This window comes from Marinifilum fragile, assembly GCF_963677365.1.
Taxonomy (GTDB): Bacteria; Bacteroidota; Bacteroidia; order Bacteroidales; family Marinifilaceae; genus Marinifilum; species Marinifilum fragile.
The window spans coordinates 3,766,780-3,783,988 of the sequence record NZ_OY781962.1; the positions used below are offsets into that span (position 1 = coordinate 3,766,780).

A 17,209-nucleotide genomic window follows, 5' to 3' on the forward strand; every position below is an offset into this window, starting at 1 on the left:
GAAATAATTTTTGGAAAATGTTAAAACCGAATAAAAAATACCACTTACCGATAAAATTGAAACAATTACCTAATTATGACATAATATGCATTTTCCAAGTTCTATTTTTATCCCAAAAATCGCTTTGATATACTGAAATGCTGAATGTTAACAAAATTTAACAGAAACTACTGGAAACTTTAAGTACTTTTAAAGTTTCCTTAGTGTTAAGTGATTATCTTTGCAAGATGAAAAATCAGAAGGTAGATATAATTGAAATTAGTTGGGAACTGTTCTTTCAATTTGGAATAAAAAGTGTAACCATGGATGATATTGCCAGCAAACTTGGCATCTCAAAAAAAACCATTTACCAGCATTTCAAAAACAAAAATGATTTGGTTGAACAGGCGATAGAGTGGCAAATCAACCATCCTCTTTTTTCATTTCAATCAGAGGAAATCAGCCATTTAAATGCAATTGATCAATACATAGAATTTTACAAGTTTATTGTAAATCAGATAGCAAATTCATGTGAATCTATGCGCTATGACTTGCGAAAATATTATCCAAAGTTGTGGAACAAGTTTCATCTAACAAAACTTACAACCTTTCAAAATGAATTGTCTCAAAACCTGGAAAAGGGAATACAGGAAGGTTTGTTTCGACCAGAAATCAATGTAGAATGGATTAGCAAAACCATGGCTCGCTTTTATATGAATATGGCAGAATCAGATACTCTTATACTCGAAAAAGAAGATATCTCAAATATTGAGTATCACCGAGAACTCGGGCTTTACCATTTACATGGCGTTTGTACAATTAAAGGAATGGAATACGTTAAAAATAATTTTAAATAGATCAGAAATAATGAAAAACATCCTACTATCATTTGTAGTGATTTTTCTTGTGTTCAGTTATCCCACACAAGCTCAAACTGAAGACAAAGTAAATTTCACTCTTGCCGAAGCACAGGAATACGCTTTGGAAAACTCATATACGGTAAAGGGGACCGATTATGACCTACAGGTAGCCAGAAAAAAGGTGTGGGAAACCATTTCCGATGGGTTACCACAGGTAGATTTTTCTGCAGACTATAGTAACAATTTGGATGTAGCTGTGTCTTTATTACCTGCTGAATTTTTTGGTGGTGAACCCGGAAGTTATACTCCTGTAAAATTTGGTCAGCAATATGGAAGTACCGCTTCAATTAGCGTGAATCAGAAAATTTTTGACGGCTCGTATATTGTGGGTACAATGGCAGCTAAAGTTTTCGTACAACTTTCAAAAGATCAGAAAGAGAAAACGGAAATTGAAATTAAAGATGCAGTTGCTCAGGCTTATTATGCCGTTTTGGTTGCCAAAGACAATTACAAAACCGTTAAAGAAAATCTGGCCATCAATGAAAAGTTACTGAATGAAACCAAAGCCTATTGGGAAAATGGTTTTCGTGAAGAATTGGATGTAGATCAGATCAAATTGAATCTGAATCGAAACAAAACTCAATTGTCAGATGCAAAAAGGGCTATTTCTACTTCTTTAACTGTTCTTAAATATACCATGGGAATGGATATTGAGAAAAAAATTGAATTAGGCAACAATCTTGAAAACCTTGTGGATCCAATTCGTTCAACAACTCCTGAAGTAAGTAGTTATGACTTTTCTTCTCATATTGATTACAGAATTTTAGAGACACAATTAAAATCGCAAAAGTTGCTGATTCGAAATGAGCAAGCTCAGTATTTACCAACCATATCTGCTTTTTATAATTATGGGAAAAATACAAGTACGGATTTCCGAAACGTATTTAAATCAGAAGTTCCATGGTTTAAATCTTCAGTTATTGGTTTACGTTTAAGTATGCCGATTTTTTCAGCCGGCCAAAAAAGATCAAAGGTAAAGCAGCAAAAAATTGAATATATGAAAATTGAAAATGATATGGCCAGTACAGAACAAAACCTAAAAAAGGATTTGAGCTTATCATTTTCGAATTTGCTAAATGCTCAGGAAACCTACGAAAACAACTTGGAAGCTGTAAATATCGCAAAAAGAATATACGACAAAACCATTATCAAATTCAACGAAGGGATTTCGACTAGCACGGAATTATCGGAAAATGAAAAGCAGTACCTGGATGCACATTCGAATTACATTGATTCAACACTTGGATTGCTGAGTACGAAAATTGCTTTTGATAAGGCTCTTGGAAAATTATAATTAAGAAACATCCTACAAAAACCATAAACAGATGAAAAAAATATTAATTGCAGCAATTATTCCTCTACTATTTGCATGTTCTGCCAAGAATGCAGACAATGAATTGAGCAAGGAAGATCAATTGAAAAAATATAAAACGGAATTTTCTGCTTTAAAAAAGAAAATCTCTGCACTTGAAAAAGAAATTAAGAGTGAAAGCAATACCGATGAAGCAATAAGTGTAGCTGTTACAGAAATCACAAATTCTAAGTTCGAGCATTTTATACAGGTAACTGGTAATGTTGAAGCCGACAAGAATATCACAATTACTCCTGAAACCAATGGTAATATCATTTCCATTGATGTGATTGAAGGGCAAAAAGTAAAAAAAGGTGATGTAATTGGAAAATTAAATACTGCTCAGATTCAAAGAAGCATTGATGAAGTAAAAACCAATCTGAAGTTATCTACAATTCTATTTGAAAGACAAGAAAGACTTTGGAATCAAAAAATTGGTTCGGAAGTTGAATACTTGGAGGCAAAAGCCAATAAAGAGGCTTTGGAAAGCAAACGAAAAGCTTTAGAAGCTCAGAAAGATATGGCAATTATTACTGCTCCTTTTAATGGTATTATCGATGAAATTCACCAAAAGAAAGGTGAGTTGGCAGGGCCAACCATTCCTTTTGCTCAATTAGTAAATATCGATCAAGTATATGTTGAAGCTGATGTTGCTGAAACTTACCTGAACTATATTAAAGCTGGGGAAAAAGCTGAATTGGAATTTCCAGCCATCGATTTTCGTACCAATGCATCGATTTATCGTACATCAAATATTATCGATCCTGGAAATAGAAGTTTTAAAGTTCGTGTCAATTTGAACAATCCAGGACATAAAATTAAGCCAAACCTTATTTCTGTTCTTAAAATTAAAGATTTCGAAATTGACAATGCCATTGTAGTTCCATCTATTATTGTGAAGAAAGATTTTGAAGGCAGCTATCTGTACCTTGCTAAAAAAGAGGGTAAAAATTTGATTGCCCAAAAAACTTACATCCAAATATCGAAAACCTACAACAACCTTTCTTTAATCGAATCAGGAATTCAATTAGGTGATAAAATCATTACAGAAGGTTATTCACAAGTTGTAAACGGAACACTAATTAGCACAAAGTAATTCGCAGAAAATGGATCATATAAAAGATAATACTCCTGCCGAGCAAGTTCAGCGGGAGTTTAAACCCACATTTGGTGCGTTAAAGAATAAAAACTCCATTTTTATTCTGACCTTCATTCTTATATTTTTTGGATGGTTCTCGTACCAAAGCATGCCAAGAGAATATTTCCCTGAAGTTGTGATACCAAATATCATGATTACAACTCCTTATCCGGGAAACTCTCCTATCGATATTGAAAACCTGGTTACCAGGCCTATTGAGAAGGAATTAAAATCATTAAAAGGAGTTAAGAAATTAAGTTCGGCTTCTTACGAAGACATGAGTTTAATTGTGGTAGAGTTTAACACAGATGTACCTGTTAAGCAAGCTCTTCAAGACACCAAAGACAAGGTTGACAAATCTTTAAGTGAACTGCCTGATGATTTGGATACAGATCCAATTGTTGAAGATGTTGATTTTGCAGATTTCCCAATCCTAAACGTAAACCTTTCGGGTGATTTTGGATTGGAAGATTTAAAAGAGTTTGCAGAAGAATTACAAGATAAATTTGAAACTCTTCCTGAAGTTTCAGAGGCAGATATCAAAGGAATTGACGAAAGAGAAATTAAAATCAATGCCGATTTGCACAAAATGGAAGCAAACGGTGTTACTTTCCATGATATCGAATTGGCAATTAGCGATGAAAATGTAACGGTTAGTGCTGGTACATTAATTACTGATAATACCAGAAGAAGTATACGTACAAGTGCCGATTATACCAGCATGAAACAAATTGAAAACACAATTGTTAAAGTTTCTAATGGTAGAGTGGTTTATTTGAAAGATGTTGCAGAAGTTGAAGATGCTTATGAAGAACTATCTTCCATTTCGAGATTAAATAATCAACCTGTAGTTTCTTTGTCGATTACTAAAAAATCTGGTGAGAACTTATTGGCAGCAACCGATGCCATCTACAAAATTATTGGTGAGGAAAAAGAAAATGGTTCACTTCCAAGGGGATTAATCGTAACCGTAACAGATGATACCTCTGAAGATGTTCGCGGTCAGGTTGCCGATTTGGAGAACTCTATCATCATGGGTATGCTACTTGTAATAATTGTTCTTTATCTTTTCATGGGATTAAGAAATGCATTGTTCTCTGGTTTGGCAATTCCTATGTCAATGTTAATTTCCTTCATCATCCTAAACCAAATTGGTTACACGGTAAATCAAATGGTATTGTTCTCTTTGATTTTGGCACTAGGTATGCTTGTTGATAATGCCATTGTGGTAGTCGAAAACGTATACCGCCTGCACGAAGAGGGTTTATCGAAATTGGAAGCAACCAAAAAAGGTGTTAGTGAAATTGCAGGTCCTATCATTTCATCAACAGCAACTACCTTGGCTGCATTCTTCCCATTGCTTTTATGGGGTGGAATCATGGGTGAGTTTATGAAATACCTTCCAATTACATTGATTATTGTATTGTCGTCTTCATTGTTTGTTGCACTGATTCTTAACCCAGTATTTACTGCGACTTTTGTGAAGTTAGATGATGTAAATAAAAAAATGAACAAGAAGAAATTCATCCTAATTGGAACTTCATTTCTAGTTGTATCAATGCCATTTTATTTAATGAAGATATTTGGTACAATAGAAAGCTTCTTTATTGCCAATCTTTTGATGCTTATTGGTGTTATTGTATTGTTCAACCTGGTTGCTTTAAAACCATTTGCTCGCTGGTTTCAAACCAAATTACTGGTAATACTTGAAAACAGGTACGAGAAAACACTGCGATTTGCATTAAAAGGAATTAGGCCACTTTTGTTCTTTGTAGGAACATTTGTTCTGATGATTCTATCAATTGTATTCTACTTTAGCACAAAACCTTTATTCGTTTTCTTCCCGGATAATGATCCAAAATCCATTTATGTAACCATGGAATTGCCATTGGGAACCGATATTCACAAAACAAATGAGCTTACAAAACGTGTTGAGGTAATTGTGAATAAAACCATGGAACCATATGAGGACATCATCCGATCGAAATCAACCAACGTTGGTTCTGGTAAAGGTGGAATGTTTGAATCAAGTCGTGCAGCAAACAAATCATTAACCACAATTTCATTTGTGGAATTTAAAGATCGTGGCGGCATTAGCACTTCTGAGATTATGCAGGAATTGACTGCAAATTTTGAAGGTTTTGTTGGTGCTAAAATTTTCGTGGAAAAAGATGATCAGGGACCTCCGGTTGGATATCCTGTCAATATTGAGGTTTCGGGAGATGACTTTGAGGATTTATTGATTCAGGCAAATCGCGTTAAGCAATTAATTGATGATGATAGAATTCCAGGAATTGAAGAGTTGAAGTTAGATTTGGATCAAGGTAAACCTGAAATGCTAATTAATATCGATCGCGATAAAGTTCGTCGATTTGGATTATCTACAAACCAGGTTGCAAGAGCCTTACGTAACTCTCTTTATGGTTTGGAGGTATCTAAATTTAAAGATGGTGAAGATGAATATGATATCATGCTTCGATTGAATGACAAATATCGATATGATGTACCAGCATTAATGAATCAGAAAATAAGTGTGATGAGTCCAATTAGTAACGAAATGGTACAAGTTCCAATTTCGGCGGTTGCTGATTACTCTTACGGTTCAACCTATGAAAGAATTAATCGTATCGAAAACACACGTGTTGTTACCATATACTCAAACGTAAAGGAAGGATTTAATGCTAATATCATAAACACAAGGGTAAGAGAATTGTTGGCCGATTTCGAAATGCCAAAAGGTTATTCTTATAAACTTACAGGAGAGCAGGAAGAACAAGAGGAAACTCAGGCATTCCTTACTCAGGCACTTATGATTGCATTGGCCTTAATTACTTTAATTTTGGTTTCTCAGTTTAATTCTGCAATTAAGCCACTTATTATCATGATTACAGTACTATTTAGTACAATTGGTGTTTTCTTAGGTTTGGGTATTTTCCAAATGCCATTTGTAATTCTAATGACAGGAATTGGTATTATATCCCTTGCTGGTATTGTAGTAAATAATGGTATTGTTCTGGTCGATTATATTGATTTGCTTAGAAAAAGAAAGATTAAGGAAACCGATATGAGTGATAGAAAGTATCTGAGTTCACCAGAAGAGATTGATTGTATCGCAAAAGCAGGTAAAACACGTTTACGTCCGGTATTGTTAACTGCAATTACTACGGTACTTGGCTTATTACCACTTGCTGTTGGAATGAACTTCGACTTTTTCTCTCTATTGAGCGAATTTAATCCACACCTTTCGTTTGGTAGTGATAGTACTGCCTTTTGGGGACCGATGTCATGGACTGTGATATTTGGACTAACCGTTGCAACTTTCTTAACATTGGTAATTGCACCTGTGATGTTCCGACTTTCAACACAAATTGAACATCGATTTTATGACTATTTCTCAAAGAAATAAACATATACAACAAAAATAGGAAAGCCGACAATTAGTCGGCTTTTTTATTATCCTAATAATCATGATATTTCAGATCTATTTCATATAAACAATATGTGTTGTTTGAAAAAAACATTTGTCATATTTCGTTTACATTCATTATCTTCATGTATCTTAAACCATAATTGATAACATGCTGATTTAACCAATTTTATACAATTATTTATTAAAAATTAAAATGATTTTTTCATCATTAAATATGATTTGTTTATCCACAAAAATCAAAAGTAAATAAAATGAACCAAACTGATTTTGGGCAAAAACATAATAATTCGTAAATTTTTAAAGATGAGTTTGTTATTTCCAATCAACCAAATTAATCATATTCACTAAACCTTTAAACATGGAAATCATCTCGGTAATACTGCAAATTTTAATCTTAGCTGCCCTTGCTTTCATCATTTCCTTTTTAATTCAGGAAAAAAGGAATGCTGCCGCAAATTCAAATGTAGAAGAAGCTGAAACAAAAGTGAAAGAATCAACCACAAACTCACTTGCTGCTTCCGATGAGAAGAGAGAAGAATTTCTTCGAATCAATGCTTTTTTTATGAAGATTTTGTGTGAAAAAAAGAGCAAGAGCAACTTTAAAAGGCTTCAAAAAGAGTTTTTGGAGCTTGGAACGCGACTGTACTATTTAGCTTCGGAACTAACCATTCGGAAGTTTTTAGAATTTAAATCTCTAAGTTCTTTTGTTGAAGGAACAGTACACGAGCACAAGATTGCTTTGTTGTGGTTTGCCGAGTTTAATGTTTTGCTCCGAAAAGATTTGGGATTGGAAACTTCTCCGGAACAGATAAAGGATTATCTAAACATCGTTCTTACCTATTGGGACGAAGATGAAATGGAAAAACAAGAGTTGGATGATTTAAAAGATCAACTGGCCGATTCCATAGATAATTACTTTAGTGTGTTCAACGTAGGGACATCCTTAAACTAAAAAAAGTGCCAAAAGGCACTTTTTTTATTGTATTTATTTTCTTTGGTAGCATCTTATCCAATCAATTTCCATTTCTGCATTTAAGTCATTTCTTGCCTCTTTTACTGCAAGGCTAAAATTCAAATACATTGGATCTTGAGGAATTCCTGTTGTTTGAGTTTTAACAGGAACATCATTTATTTTCCACACCAATTCGTTAGCACTCCAATCAAGTGAATATATAAAATATCCTTTACTCAAATCAATACCTTTTACCTTAAACTCACTCTTCTGAGGAGAATTTTCACTTCCCCAAAAATTGGCATTCATTATTTTTCCACCATTAAAGGTTTTAAAAATATCGATATGCGGTAAGCTTTTGTCTGCAACCATCCAGAATGAATTCTGAACCTGGGCAGGGTTCTTCACTTTAATTTTAGCTTCGAATCTTCCGAATTTTTGGCGAAACGAATCACCTGTATTAATAATGGCTGAAGTATAATCAAAGCTTTTAGGTACAAATCCTAATTTGGATTCCAAACCAATCCTTCTTTTGATTCTTTTTTTGCCAACAGACAAGCTGATGATCCTGAAACTTTAACATTTTCTCCATCAGTAAATGTATGCAAGTCCGAATCTAATGAATATCCTTTATCCATTAATTTATCTCCCCAATAATAACGTGTAATCCACTTATTGGTGTCCAAATTTCCAGTATCAAATTCTTCCGCAAAAGTTAATTCCCATTTCTTAATTTCTTCAAATGGATTTTTATCTTTTAACTTGAAATGTTTTACAAATTTCTCTGATGATTTTAAGCTATTATACTCTTGAAGTTTCTTAAAATCCTCTGTTTTTTCAAATCGTTTTTTGTCCAAAAGAAACGCTTTCTCCTCTTTAAATTCTTCCGAGCTTATTCTTTCCTCAAGTTGATAGTATTTTTGCAAATCGGATGATTTATCTACTTCATTGTAGATTTTTAATGCTTTGGACTTTTTAAACTTAAAGTACTCTTTTAATCTGGCAGAGCTTTTTAGTCTTTTGAATTCCGAAATTTCTTCAGCATTTTCCTTTTTATTCAGTTTGGATGATTTCATAAGCGCTTCCAATTCTTTAAAGCGCTCCAAATCTTTTGATTCTTCAACCAAATTAAAAGTAGATAATTCTGAAGAATCCTTCAATCGAAAATAGGTTTTAAACTTTTTTGATTGCTGATACTTTTTAAAAGCTCTCTCTTCCTGATACAGCTCACTCCTTTTAAAGGATTTGCTCTCTATCATTTTTCTATTTCTCTTGAATTCGTCAGATAATACCAACAATTCAAGTTCATTAAATTGCTTTAATTCATCCGATTTCGAGAATTGCTCAAATTCTTCAAAATCACTTCTAAGCTCATCTCTTTTTTTCTCGATAGCAACAGTATTTGATGCCTTACGAAGTTTTGATGCTAAAAAAAAGCCCATATTTTTTTAATTCTTTAGGATAAAAACGAATGCCAATTTAGATAATATCAGTAAATAATCATAATCCGAATTGGTTTGAATAGAAGAATGCCTTTGTTACTTACTGCTTTACAAAGTTGTAGGTAATTGTTCCAAACTGTGTTTGTGGACTTGTAGTACTTACATTGAATCTTGATCGATTGGTTGCATCCAAAGCAGCATCAAACAAACAATCGTCCTGAACACTGCACTGATCTTTCACAATTTTAGATTCCACTACTCTTCCACTACGGCTAACACCTATTTTTACAACTATTTTACCTTCGCCCTCGCACTTAAAAACTGGAATGGGTAAATAGATCTTATGACGCCCCTCGAGACTATAATAAACACTACTTGGACCACTATATTCTATACTTTGTAATGAGTCCAAAACACGCTGTTTTTCTCTCTCTTCGGCTATGCTTAAACTGTCTTTTTTAAATTCATTTAAACCATCATCACCACCCGATGCATCGTCAGATCCATATTCATCCAAATTCTTCTTAATCTCATCAATCATCTCCTCAACCTTTTGTTTTGGATCGGAATTTGATTTTTTAACGTCTTGGTTTACGGCAATTGATCGCAGAAGTTTGTCTACACTTTCGTTTATTTCTGAATTTTTTTCTTCGATCTCTTTTTTAATCTCCTCTTCTTTCTCTTCGAGAATTTGTTCGACTATTTCTTGTGGAATATCAATGAAAATTTCTGCCTCGAGAAACTCTCTCTTTGTATGTAGTTTAAATGAAAATAAAAGAATCAAAAGTATCATATGAAAGGCTAATGTCCCCATCACACCATATTTGTTTCTTTTTAAAAAACCTCTGAATTCAGATATCACAAAAGGAACAAATTCTTTGATTTGCTCAACAACAATTTTTCCTAATTCAGAAAGAGACTTCATTTTTTACGGTAATTTCTTAAAGCTTCTGCAATATTAACGATTCTTATTCAAAATTATTAAGAAATATATATGGCATCAAATACAATTAAAAAAGATTGTATAAAAAAGAAAGCCGCTTAATAAAATTAAGCGACTTTCAAGAGAACTTCTATTATCTGAATTTACTAAAACTTCCGTTCTTTAATTAAATTGCCTTTAGCATCCCAAATGGACCATGTTCCAACTTTTTTTCCTTCGTAATACTCCATTTCATAACGTTTTACACCATTGTCGTCCCAAATGTACCACTTGCCATGCTTTTTATTCTTTTTATAATTTGCTTCGGCAATTTTTACTGATTTATCATTCCAAGTGATCCAGGTTCCATCCATTAAGCCATTTACATAGGATCTAACTTCCTGAACTTTTTCATTTTCGAAGTAAAGAGTAATTTTACCATTTCTCTTTCCTTCTTCAATATTCATTTCAATTCTTTTTACACCACTCTCATAAAATTCTGTATATGTTCCGGTGTATAAATCTCCTTTTGTAGTGTAATATAATCCCTCTATTTCTTCAATGGCTTGAGAAAAAGAGTGATTCGCAATCAGGCAAAATAGTACGCCTAAGATTACTCCAAGTCTTTTTATCATTTACTCTTAATTAGTCCTTTTTAAGTACAAGGCGAATAACATTGTTCTTGCCGCTAACATTTACTTCCTTCATTTTATTATCTGTGTACGAAATGTAGCTAGACAGAACATTGTACTTTCCAGGAATTACATTGTCAATTTTAAAGTTACCATCAAAATCGGTATACACTGTTTCTTTTGATCCTTCAAAACGGATGGCTACTCCAACCAATGCTTCACCGGTTTCATTATCCAATACAACACCAGAAAGACTAGTCGTTTCAATTGCTGCCAATTCTGTGGCTTCTATTTCTTTGTCACCATTAGGTGTAACTACGTTGATTGCCTGACTTTCTAGTCCAACAACAAGTAATGCGATAAAAAGGAAAACAAGCTTTTTCATTGTTTCTAATTTTTTGTCTTAGTAATAAATCCTCTAATTTTTATTTAAATTTCATTCTCAATAATGAACTTAATTTGTCTATCTTTAATTGAGATCAAATTTGATTTTTTATTCATATTGATTAACACTACAAAAATAAGGTGACATATTTTAGCTTTGATTATAAGAAGCTTATCAAAACCTTAAGTGTTGGTTAACTTTTTATTGAGATAATATTACAAAAAGATGATTTCTCAGTTAAATCACAGGATATCTGGACTATGGGATGATTTTATCAATCTGTTTTATCCCAATATTTGTCAGTCGTGTGGCAATGTTTTATTTAAAAACGAGATTGCCATTTGTAGTCGCTGCTTGTACCAAATTCCAAAAACTGATTTTCATTTACAAAAAAACAATCCTGTTTCGATTCTCTTTTGGGGGAGAGTAAAAATAGAATATGCATCTTCCTATTTTACGTTTTCTAAGGGAAGTAAATTCCAAAAATTAATTCACAAGCTAAAATACCATCACCGAACTGATATCGGTATTGAACTTGGTAAACAACTTGCCCACCAATTAAGAAATTCAAAGTTCTTTGATGATGTTGATCTAATTGTTCCCGTTCCGTTGCATCCCAAAAAAAAGAAAATTCGTGGATACAATCAGGCAGAAGTAATTGCCAATGGAATGAAAGAAATTATGAAACTTGAGGTAAATGGTTCAAACCTTTATCGATCAGTTCATACCCAATCTCAAACCAAAAAATCCAAATTGGAGCGTTGGGAAAATGTCGATAATATATTTAAGCTTCGTGATACAAACCTATTTGAACACAAACATATTTTATTGGTAGATGATGTAGTCACAACAGGTTCTACATTGGAAGCCTGCGCACAGGCAATTTTAGAAGCAAAAGGTAGCAAAGTAAGTATTGCTACCTTGGCATATGCTTAATTTGCTGCGTCAACAAATTTATAACCAACTCCCTTTACCGTTTGAATGTAATCATCACCAATTTTTTCACGAAGTTTTCTGATGTGAACATCAATTGTTCTATCTCCAACTATAATTTTTTCACCCCAAATTGAAGAATAAATCTCATCGCGAGTGAAAACTTTTTGTGGACGAGATACCAACAAAATCAATAATTCAAACTCTTTTCGTGGCAATGAGAATTCTTTTCCATCCTGAATAATTAAATATCTCTCACGATCAATTGAAATATTGCCAATGCTTATTAATCCATTACTAGTATTGCCTCCTTCCTCAGAAACTCTTCCCGATCTTTTTAGTAATGCTTTAACACGACTAATAAAAACTTTTGGCTTTATTGGTTTACTGATATAGTCATCAGCACCAGCTTCGAATCCTGCAATTTGAGAATAGTCCTCTCCTCTTGCTGTTAAGAAAGAAATCAGTACATCTGAAAACTCAGGCAACGATCTAATTTTCTCGCATGTTTCGATTCCATCCATTTCGGGCATCATTACATCTAAAATAATTAAATGTGGATGCAATTTTTTAGCTTTTTCAATTGCCTCTTTGCCATCGCCGGCAGTTGACACCTGAAAACCTTCCTTTTTAAGATTATAACTTAAGAATTCCAGAATATCCGACTCATCGTCTACCAATAAAATTTTGTAATTACTACTTTCCATTTGGTATTGGTTGTTTAGTTCTTATTATTTTGATTTATCCAGTGAAAAAGTAAAACTCGTACCTTCGCCATAAGTACTGCTTACATTTATACTTTGATTGTGAGCATCAATAATATGCTTAACAATTGCTAGGCCTAAGCCCGAACCTCCCATATTTCTTGCTCTACTTTTATCTACACGATAAAATCGCTCGAAAATACGAGGTAAATTATCCGATTCTATTCCGATACCATTATCTCTTACTTCAATGAGTGCTTTATTATCCATGCTCATCACTTCAATTGTAGTGGTACCTTTATCTTTACCGTATTTTATCGAATTTACTATTAAATTATTTAAAACCTGAAAGATTTCCTTTTTATCGGCATATACAAATTTTGGAGCATCGACACGTTGAATAAAGTTTAGCTTTATTCCATTCTTGTGAGCTCTCATTTCTTGCATTTCCAAAACCTCATTTATCAAATCTGCAATATTGAATCTTTCGAGCATTAACTTTAACTCTCCCGACTCTAATTTAGAAATGACCTCCAAATCCTTAACGATGGTAATCATTCTATTTATACTCTTTTCGGTTCTTTCCAGATAGTTTCGGTTTATAGATTTATCTTCCAAACCACCATCAAGCAGTGTTAGTATATATCCTTGGATATTAAAAATAGGAGTTTTTAATTCATGTGATACATTCCCAATAAATTCCTTTCTAAACTTTTCTTGTTTTTTAAGTTGTGCCACCAAAGAACCTCTTTTCTCACTCCATTCTCTGACCTCTTTTTCTGCTTCAACTAAAATGTCAGTACTTTTAACTTTATCTCCTAGTTCTTTATCGATTATCTGGGTATCATGAATGGTTTTGTATAGCATTCTCACTTTGGAGTATAAAAATCGATTTACCAAAACTTTACTCAGACTATAAATAATCCAAGTAGAAAGTACTCCAAAAACTATGATATAGCTTGGCTGAATTGGTAAGAATAAACATATGGCACAAAATACCATTACTATACCTCCAGCTAGTAAACTAACAAAAAGACTAACTTTTGTTGATGAAATAATTTTCATTTCTCTATTTATCTTACCTGAAAATAAAAATCTCCAGGTGTTTTGTTCTGTCAATAACATTGCGTTTCACACTTTATAATGCGTTGCAAATATTTAAATAAAAGTAGGATATTTTCTGAAATAGAAGTTAACTTTTCGTTAATCTTATTGTATTTCAGAAGCTTGAATCTTAATTAAATCTTAACATTTCCTCAATAATATTGCCTTAAGTATTCAGGAACTTTAAATGATGTAAAAAGCAGAGTTCTTTTTTAAGATTTTACTTGCTAAATATCTCAAGTAAAAAATCATTTTTTTTCTACTTTTTTAAAAGAATTAAAGTCTGTAATAATTGTGTAATTTTTCCTTCATGTTATTGTAACTAATATTCTTTATTCACTGTTATACACAGAATTACCATTCAAGAATATTAAAAATAGGTTCCCATTTTTAACCCTGTATTTACAGAGCTTTAACATTCCTAATGCACATTAACTTGAAATTAACACCGCAGCCAATTTTTATAATTTTTATTTAAAGCCATCTTATTATTCTGATCATATATCATTCCTAACATCGCAATGTGATTTGAAAGTAAAAATCGTATTGACTTATTAAGGAAAAAAATGACAAAACAAGTATTATTAGTTTTATTACTAACTCTTTCTTCATTTGGTTTATATGCGCAGAAGGGAAGCATTACTGGAAATGTGAAGGATGGAAAAACCGGTGAAGCATTAATTGGAGCTTCGGTTTATGTGGATGGAACTACTTTAGGAACAGTAACCGATTTTGATGGTAATTATACCATTCCTAATGTTCCTGTTGGAACAGTAACAGTAAAATGTTCTTTTATTTCTTACGAAACCTCTTCAAAAGAAAATGTAAATGTAGCTGAAGATAATTCAGCGGTTGTTGATTTTGTAATGGGAGAATCAACAGTTGCACTTGAAGATGTTAAAGTAGTTGCCAAAGCAAACCGAGAATCGGAAGTTGTTCTATTATTGGATCAGAAAAAATCTGTAGGTATTAAGCAATCAATTGGTGCACAAGAATTGGCCACTCAAGGCGTTTCGGATGCAGCAGCAGCGGCAACAAAAATTACTGGAGTTAGTAAGCAAAACGACACAAAAGGATTAAATGTTCGTGGATTAGGTGATCGTTATAACACAACAACCCTTAATGGATTACCCTTACCTTCCAACAATGCTGAATTTAAAAATATCGATTTGGAATTGTTTTCAACTGATATCATTGAATTTATTGATATAGAAAAAGTTCCTAATTCACAATTATATGGAGATTTTGCAGGAGCAAATGTAAATGTAGTGTCCAAAATTCACAATGGAGATTCATTCTTGAAAATAGATTTAAAAACTGGCTACAACTCAAGTTTATCTGATGCAGATAACTTTTATTTAGGTGATGGACCTGGAATGTTAGGGTTCGATAATTTTGATTATCAAGAGAACTTGGATATTTATGATTTTGAAACCAACTGGAATCCTGAAGACAAAAACGTTTATCCATTTACAGATATTTCTGTTTCAGCCGGAAACACGTTTGAATTTGAAAATTCTAAACTAAATACATTTGCTACAATTTCTTTTGATAATGAATATCAATACAGCAATTTGTTACAACGCCAGATAAATGGTAGTGATTTTTTTAGAAAAGACCTTTCAGGGGAACAATACAAATACATGACCCAAACAACAGGTATGTTGAATTTTAATTACAATTGGAATTCTAACAATATCTATTTAAACTCAATATTTCTGAATACTTCGGAGCAATCACTTAAAAATTTAAGAGGATTTATTTTCGATTTGGCTGAAGAAGGTGGTTTCGTAAGAAGATCGGAATACGAAAGAAATACAGTATTGGTTAATCAACTTTTAGGAGAACACAAGTTAAATCCTAAAATGAACTTAAACTGGGGTATTGCTTATAATACGGTTAAAAATATTATTCCAGACCGTCGTCACAACACCATGGAAAATGGAACCGATACTGAGAAATTTTTTGCTACCAACGACCAAGCCAACAACAATCGTTATTTCCATAATTTAAAAGAGGATGAGATTGCAGCAAATATCAGCTGGGATTATAAATTCGGAGAAGGATTTGAAGATGCTAATTACAAAGGAAAACTAACTGTTGGTTACAATGGAAAGTTCAAAAACAGAAGTTTTGAATCTACGCAGTTCAACCATAAAATTATTTCAAATCAACTTACCGATATCAATAATATTGATTCCTATTTCAATAATGAAAATCTGCAAAACGGACTGTTTGATTTAAAAGTATTATCGAGCAATTTTATAATCCTTTCAACCTACGATGGAGAACAAATTATTAATGCAGGTTTTGCAAACTTAGAGTATAATTTTAGTTCAAGATTTGTAGCATTATTAGGCGTTCGTGCTGAAAATGTATTTCAGGAAATTAAATACAATACCGTATTAGGAGAAGGAAAAGAAGATTTTACTGAATTGAAGGTACTACCAAGTTTATCTTTAAAATACTCATTAACCGAAAAAACTAACCTTCGATTTGCATCTGGTATCACCTATACATTACCTCAATTCAAAGAAACTGCACCTTTTATTTTCGAAGGAATAACTGATGTATCGATAGGTAATCCATATATCGAACCTTCTACCAATTACAATACTGAATTAAAATGGGAGTACTTTCCAAAACCAAGCGAATTGTTATCGGTAGCGATATTTGGCAAATATATTACAAATCCTATAAATCGATTTGTAAGGGCATCAGCTGGTAACGAGTTCACATTCGGTAATACAGGTGATTGGGCTTATGTATTTGGTCTTGAATTTGAAACAAAAAAGAACATCTGGACCAAAAGCCGCGAAAACTCTTCAAAGAAACTATATGCATCATTCAATTTTACTGTTATGGATACCAAACAAGAGTTGGATGCAGAAAAACTAAAAGAAGAAACGGAAGGTAGATATACTGCAAACTTCAATAAAGAAGAGGAAGATTTACAAGGTTCGGCATCTTTTATTGCCAATACCAATTTGAACTACAAATATTCTTGGAAAGACGGACAAAATTCAATCACCTCTTCTTTGGTATATCGATACGAATCGGAAAGAATGTACCTAATCGGATATTCAAGTTTAGGAAATCAGGTGGATGACGAGGTACACAATTTGGATTTTGTCTTAAAATCGAAACTCAACAATTGGGGATTAAGTTTCTCAGCAAAAAATCTTCTTGATCAAGACATTGAAAGATTTCAGAAAAACGAAACACAAGATTGGCTGGTTAAGTCATACAAAAAAGGAATCAAATTCAGTTTAGGTTTATCCTACACTTTTTAAATAGAAAACAACTTCATTTTATAA

Annotated in this window: 14 protein-coding genes; 7 read left to right on the forward strand and 7 right to left on the reverse strand. The window is 32.8% G+C overall.

The window, feature by feature from the left end:
- Positions 1–227: 227 nt before the first annotated feature.
- The 5 genes from ACKPCA_RS15035 (at position 228) to ACKPCA_RS15055 (ending at position 7,770) form a co-directional block, all read left to right on the forward strand.
- Positions 228–836: a TetR/AcrR family transcriptional regulator gene (locus ACKPCA_RS15035; RefSeq protein WP_054721708.1), complete on the forward strand. Its 609-nt coding sequence runs from the start codon at positions 228–230 to the stop codon at positions 834–836.
- A gap of 10 nt (positions 837–846) precedes the next feature.
- Entirely contained in the window at positions 847–2,193 is a 1,347-nt protein-coding gene (locus tag ACKPCA_RS15040) for a TolC family protein (RefSeq protein ID WP_321279850.1), read from the forward strand.
- 31 nt (positions 2,194–2,224) lie between these two features.
- Entirely contained in the window at positions 2,225–3,346 is a 1,122-nt protein-coding gene (locus ACKPCA_RS15045; RefSeq protein ID WP_321279851.1) for an efflux RND transporter periplasmic adaptor subunit, read from the forward strand.
- A 10-nt stretch (positions 3,347–3,356) separates the two neighbouring features.
- A complete protein-coding gene (locus ACKPCA_RS15050; protein ID WP_321279852.1) occupies positions 3,357–6,794 on the forward strand; it encodes an efflux RND transporter permease subunit in 3,438 nt (1,145 codons plus the stop codon).
- Positions 6,795–7,176: 382 nt separating this feature from the next.
- On the forward strand, positions 7,177–7,770 hold the full coding sequence (locus tag ACKPCA_RS15055; protein ID WP_321279853.1) for a hypothetical protein: 594 nt from the start codon (positions 7,177–7,179) through the stop codon (positions 7,768–7,770).
- Between the two features lie 33 nt (positions 7,771–7,803).
- Here ACKPCA_RS15055 and ACKPCA_RS15060 read toward each other — a convergent pair whose 3' ends face one another.
- From ACKPCA_RS15060 to ACKPCA_RS15080, 5 genes are all read right to left on the reverse strand, one after another.
- The gene (locus ACKPCA_RS15060) at positions 7,804–8,289 is read right to left on the reverse strand and encodes a glycoside hydrolase family 16 protein (protein WP_321279854.1); all 486 of its coding nucleotides are present in this window, start codon (positions 8,287–8,289) and stop codon (positions 7,804–7,806) included.
- On the reverse strand, positions 8,274–9,212 hold the full coding sequence (locus ACKPCA_RS15065) for a hypothetical protein (protein ID WP_321279855.1): 939 nt from the start codon (positions 9,210–9,212) through the stop codon (positions 8,274–8,276). The genes ACKPCA_RS15060 and ACKPCA_RS15065 overlap by 16 nt, the downstream gene beginning before the upstream one ends.
- A 100-nt stretch (positions 9,213–9,312) precedes the next feature.
- Positions 9,313–10,137, reverse strand: coding sequence for an energy transducer TonB (locus tag ACKPCA_RS15070; protein WP_321279856.1), 825 nt, complete (start codon positions 10,135–10,137; stop codon positions 9,313–9,315).
- Between the two features lie 164 nt (positions 10,138–10,301).
- Positions 10,302–10,769, reverse strand: a complete 468-nt coding sequence (locus ACKPCA_RS15075) for a toxin-antitoxin system YwqK family antitoxin (protein WP_157471523.1) — start codon at positions 10,767–10,769, stop codon at positions 10,302–10,304.
- Between the two features lie 10 nt (positions 10,770–10,779).
- Entirely contained in the window at positions 10,780–11,151 is a 372-nt protein-coding gene (locus ACKPCA_RS15080) for a carboxypeptidase-like regulatory domain-containing protein (protein WP_054721696.1), read from the reverse strand.
- A gap of 225 nt (positions 11,152–11,376) precedes the next feature.
- Between ACKPCA_RS15080 and ACKPCA_RS15085 the strand changes: the two genes are divergently transcribed.
- Complete coding sequence (locus ACKPCA_RS15085; RefSeq protein ID WP_321279857.1) at positions 11,377–12,087, forward strand: ComF family protein; 711 nt, start codon at positions 11,377–11,379, stop codon at positions 12,085–12,087.
- Here the strand turns inward: ACKPCA_RS15085 and ACKPCA_RS15090 are convergent.
- Positions 12,084–12,791 (reverse strand): response regulator transcription factor, encoded by a 708-nt coding sequence (locus tag ACKPCA_RS15090; protein ID WP_054721692.1) that lies wholly within the window; start codon positions 12,789–12,791, stop codon positions 12,084–12,086. The two genes, ACKPCA_RS15085 and ACKPCA_RS15090, sit on opposite strands and share 4 nt — an antisense overlap.
- 24 nt (positions 12,792–12,815) lie before the next feature.
- Positions 12,816–13,853 (reverse strand): sensor histidine kinase, encoded by a 1,038-nt coding sequence (locus ACKPCA_RS15095; RefSeq protein WP_321279858.1) that lies wholly within the window; start codon positions 13,851–13,853, stop codon positions 12,816–12,818.
- 605 nt (positions 13,854–14,458) lie between these two features.
- Here ACKPCA_RS15095 and ACKPCA_RS15100 point away from each other — a divergent pair.
- Positions 14,459–17,185 (forward strand): TonB-dependent receptor, encoded by a 2,727-nt coding sequence (locus ACKPCA_RS15100; RefSeq protein WP_321279859.1) that lies wholly within the window; start codon positions 14,459–14,461, stop codon positions 17,183–17,185.
- Positions 17,186–17,209: the final 24 nt, after the last annotated feature.